This is a genomic window from Actinomycetospora aurantiaca (assembly GCF_037401875.1).
Lineage (GTDB): Bacteria > Actinomycetota > Actinomycetes > Mycobacteriales > Pseudonocardiaceae > Actinomycetospora > Actinomycetospora aurantiaca.
In genome coordinates this window covers 1-4513 of the sequence record NZ_JBBEGN010000038.1, presented here as the reverse complement: position 1 = coordinate 4513, position 4513 = coordinate 1, and the positions used below count along the sequence as shown (strand labels likewise).

At 75.4% G+C, this 4513-nt stretch carries 2 protein-coding genes; both read right to left on the bottom strand.

What is annotated here, in order from left to right:
* Positions 1 to 1932, bottom strand: a 1932-nt coding sequence (locus WCD74_RS29790) for a beta-ketoacyl synthase N-terminal-like domain-containing protein (RefSeq protein WP_337698564.1), incomplete at its 3' end; no start/stop codon positions are given.
* A 34-nt stretch (positions 1933 to 1966) separates the two neighbouring features.
* Positions 1967 to 4513, bottom strand: a 2547-nt coding sequence (locus tag WCD74_RS29785) for an SDR family NAD(P)-dependent oxidoreductase (protein ID WP_337698563.1), incomplete at its 5' end; no start/stop codon positions are given.

Genomic DNA, 4513 nt, shown 5'->3' with positions numbered 1-4513 from the left:
CAGTACCGCGGGCGTCACGCCCCACGACTCGAACAGCCGGAACAGCGCCACCTCGAGGGCGAACAGCCCCGCCTGTGCGTGTTGGGTTTGCGCCAGCAGCTCGGCGTCGTCCCCGAACACGATGTCCCGCACCGGCTCCGGGAACCGCTCGCAGACCGCGTCGAACGCCGTCCGGAACACCTCGAAGGTGTCGTACAGCTCCCGGCCCATCCCCGGGTGCTGCGACCCCTGCCCGGTGAACACGATCCCGAGCCGCCGGCCGTCGCCCACCGCCCGCGGTGCCACCGTCCCCAGCGCCGCCCGCAGCTCGTCCGTCGACGACCCGGTCACCACCGCGCCGTACTCGAACCGCGAGCGCTCCGTCGCCAGCGAGTACGCGACGTCGCCCACCGACTCCGCCGGCCACGTTCCCAGGGCCACCGCCTGTGCCGTCACCGCCTCCGGCGTGCGCCCCGAGAGCACCCACGGCACCGCCGTACCACCCACCTTTGTGACGTCCAGTGTCAGCATGGCCGCACTGCTGACAGAAGGGGACGGCGCCGCCTCCACCACCACGTGCGCATTCGTCCCACTGATCCCGAACGACGACACCCCCGCCCGACGCGGCCGGTCACCGACCTCCGGCCAGTCCCGCGCCGAGGTCAGCAGCGACACCGCGCCGCGCGACCAGTCGACGTGCGGGGTCCGTTCCCCGGCGTGCAGCGTCGCGGGCAGGACCCCGTGACGCATCGCCATGAGCATCTTGATCACGCCGCCGACTCCGGCGGCCGCCTGCGCGTGCCCGATGTTCGACTTCAGCGACCCCAGCCACAGCGGCTCCCTCCGGTCCGCGGTCCCGTAGGTCGCGAGGAGCGCGGTCGCCTCGATCGGGTCGCCGAGCTTCGTGCCGGTGCCGTGGGCCTCGACGACGTCGACGTCGGCCGTGGTGAGCCCGGCGTCGTCGAGGGCCGCACGGATCACCGCCTGCTGGGCGCGGCCGTTCGGCGCGGTGAGGCCGGTCGAGGTGCCGTCCGAGTTCACCGCCGACCCGCGCAGCACCCCGAGCACCGGGTGCCCGAGCCGCTCGGCGTCGGCCAACCGCTCCACGAGCAGCATCCCGACGCCCTCGGCCCACCCGGTGCCGTCGGCGTCCGCCGAGAACGCGAAGCAGCGGCCGTGTGGCGAGACGGCGCCGGTCCGGCTGAACTCGACGAACATCTGCGGGCTCGACATGACGGTGGCGCCGCCGGCCAGGGCGAGGTCGCACTCGCCGCGGCGCAGCGACGCGGCCGCGAGGTGCAGCGCGACCAGCGACGACGAGCACGCCGCGTCCACCGTCACCGCCGGGCCCTCGAGACCGAGGACGTAGGCGAGGCGCCCGGAGATCACGCTGGTCGCGTTGCCGGTGCCGACGTGCCCCTCGGCGGCCACCTCCCCGAGCAGGGGTGCGTAGTCCTGGCCGCTGCAGCCGACGAACACGCCGCCGCGGGTGCCGCGCAGCGACCGCGGGTCGACCCGGGCCCGCTCGACCGCCTCCCACGAGGTCTCCAGCAGCAGCCGCTGCTGCGGGTCCATCGCGAGCGCCTCGCGGGGCGAGATGCCGAAGAACACCGGGTCGAAGTCGGCGACTCCGTCGAGGAACCCGCCCTCCCGGGCCCGGGAGGTGCCGGGGCGGGACCCGGTCGGGTCGTAGAGGGCGTCGACGTCCCAGCCGCGGTCGGCGGGGAAGTCGCCGATCGCGTCGCGACGGTCGACGACGAGCTGCCACAGGTCCTCGGGCGAGGCGACCCCGCCGGGATAGCGGCAGGCCATCCCGACGATCGCGACGGCGTCGGGCTCTCCGGGCTCGCCCGCCCCTGCGGTCTCCTCGAGCTCGGCGATCCGGCGCCTCGCCGTCCGGAGCTCGGAGGTCATCCACTTGAGGTGGTCGAGAAGCTTCTGCTCGTTCTCCACCGCGCTCACCTCGCCTCGGGTCCGGGGTTGGGGGTCATGACTTGCCGAACTCCTGCTCGATCAGCGAGAACATGTCCTCGGCCGACGCGTCCGCGAGCGCATCGCCGCCGTCGTCACCGGTCGGTGTCCGCCAGCGCCCGAGCAGGTCCTCCAGGCGGTCGACGACGGCGGCACGCTCCTCGGCGGTGATCTCGGCCGCGTCGTCGAGGGAGCGTTCGAGCCGGTCCAGCTCCGCGAGCGGGCCACCCGGCGCGGGTTCGGGTGCGGGTGGCGGCACCGTCGCGAGCACCTCGTCGAGCAGGTGCGCGGCGAGCTCGGTGGGCGTGGGGTGGTCGAACACCACGGTCGTCGCGAGCGTCACGCCGGTGACGGCCCGCAGGCGGTCGCGCAGCTCCACCACGGTCAGGGAGTCGAACCCGGCCGCGAAGAACCCGACGTCGGGATCGACCGCCCGCGGCCCGGACAGCCCCGCGACCGACGACGCCTCCCGACGCACCACCTCGAGTGCCTCGCGGGCGCGGTCGTCGGGCGCCAGTTCCAGCAGTCCGGCGGTCCAGGTCGCGGCCCGGTCGTCGCCCGCGCCGTCCTCCTCGACCACCTCGGGCTCGGCGAACGCTGCGAAGAGCGGGGCCGGGCGCGCCGTCGTGAACGCGGGCAGGAACCGCGACCACCGCACGGCCGCCACCGCGACCACCGGGCCCTCGTCGGGCAGCCCGCCGAGCGCACCGACCGCCACCTCGGGGTCCATGAGGTCCAGACCCTGGCGGCGCAGGTGGTCGGCGCCCTCGTCCGAGCCGGCCATGCCGCCCCCGGACCAGGCGCCCCAGGCCACCGCGGTCGCCGCGAGTCCCCGGCCCCGGCGGGCCCGGGCGAGCCCGTCGAGCCAGGCGTTCGCCGCGGCGTAGGCGGCCTGGCCCCCGCTGCCCCAGGTCGCGGCGATGGAGGAGAACAGCACGAACGCGTCGAGCGGGGTGTCGTGCAGGAGGGCGTCGAGGTGCTCGGCACCGTCGACCTTCGCCGCGAGGACCTGCGTGAACTCCTCCGCGGTGGTCTCCTCGAGCCGCGCCAGCTGCGGTGCCCCGGCCGCGTGCACCACCGCCGTGAGGTCGCCGGGCAACGACGGGAGCAGGGCGGCGACGGCGTCGCGGTCGGTGAGGTCGCACGACGTCACCGTCGCCGCCGCGCCCCGCGCCTCCAGGTCGGCGACGAGGTCGTCGACGCCGTCGGCCTCCGCTCCCGACCGGCTCGCCAGCACCAGGTGCTCCGCCCCCCGGTCGGCCGCCCAGCGGGCGACGTGCCGCCCCAGGGCACCCGTGCCGCCGGTGACGAGCACCGTGCCGCGCGGCGTCCAGGCGTCCGCGTCCACGGGGCCCGCGGGGACGATGCGCCGCACGCGGGTCCCGGTGGGCGTGACCGCGAGCTGGTCCTCGTCGTCGTCCGCCGAGATCGCCGCCAGCACCTCGGCCCACGGGACCTCGCCGACCGGCACGTCGACCAGGCCGCCCCAGCGGTCCGGGTGCTCGAGGGCCACGCTGCGCCCGAGTCCCGCGAGCGCCGTCTGTCCCGGGTCGTCGCCGAACGCGGGGTCGGCCGTGCCGCGGGTCAGACACCACAGCGGGGCGCGCACGGCGGCGTCGCCGAGGGCCTGCACGAGCACGGCCGTGGCGAGCACGGCCTCCCGACCGCCGAGCTCGCCGAGCAGCGACAGCACCAGATCCGCCTCGGTGCCCGCCAGGCGCGCCGCGAGGTCGGCGCGCGTCGTGCCCGGCGCGACCTCCATCGCGGTGCCGACCTCCGCCTCGACCCCGGGCGGGACGATCACCAGCACCGTTCCCGACGGCGGGTCTCCCCGGTCCGGCTGCGCCGGGCGCGGCTCCCACGTCTCGTGCATCCGCAGGTCGTCGAGCGCGGCCCGACGCCGTCGCTCGCGCCGCCACGCCGAGATGACCGGCAGCGCCGGGGCGACCTCCCGGCGCTCGCCGTTGAGCTGCATCGTCTCGGCGAGGTCGTCGAGGTCCTCGCGCTCGACGGCGTCCCAGAACCGTTCCTCGTCCGGGTCGGCCGCGGCCCCACCGACGGGTGCCGGTTCGAGCCAGAAGCGGCGGTGCTGCCACGGGTAGGTCGGGAGCTCGGTCGGCCGGGCGTCGGGCAGGACGGCCTGCCAGTCGATCTCGACGCCCGCCAGGTGCAGCTGTCCCAACGCCTTCATGACGTCGGGTCGGGCCGGGATCCCGTGCTCGGCGAGGCTGCTCAGCGTCCCGTCGGGGCCGAGTTCCAGGACGACGCCCGCTTCCATGATCTGCAGGGTGTCGGCGAACCGGACGGTGTCGCGGACGTGGGACACCCAGTGCTCCGGATCGCCGATGTGCTCGGTCGACCCGTTCGAGACCACGGGGATCCGCGGCTCGTGGAAGGTCAACTGCTGCACGACCTGGCGGAACTCGTCGAGCATCGGCGCCATCCGCGCCGAGTGGAACGCGTGCGACACGGAGAGCTTCTTGGTCCGCTCGAACCGGGCCGCGACCTCGGCGACCTTCAGTTCGTCGCCGGAGATCACACAGGCCGCCGGGCCGTTCACCGC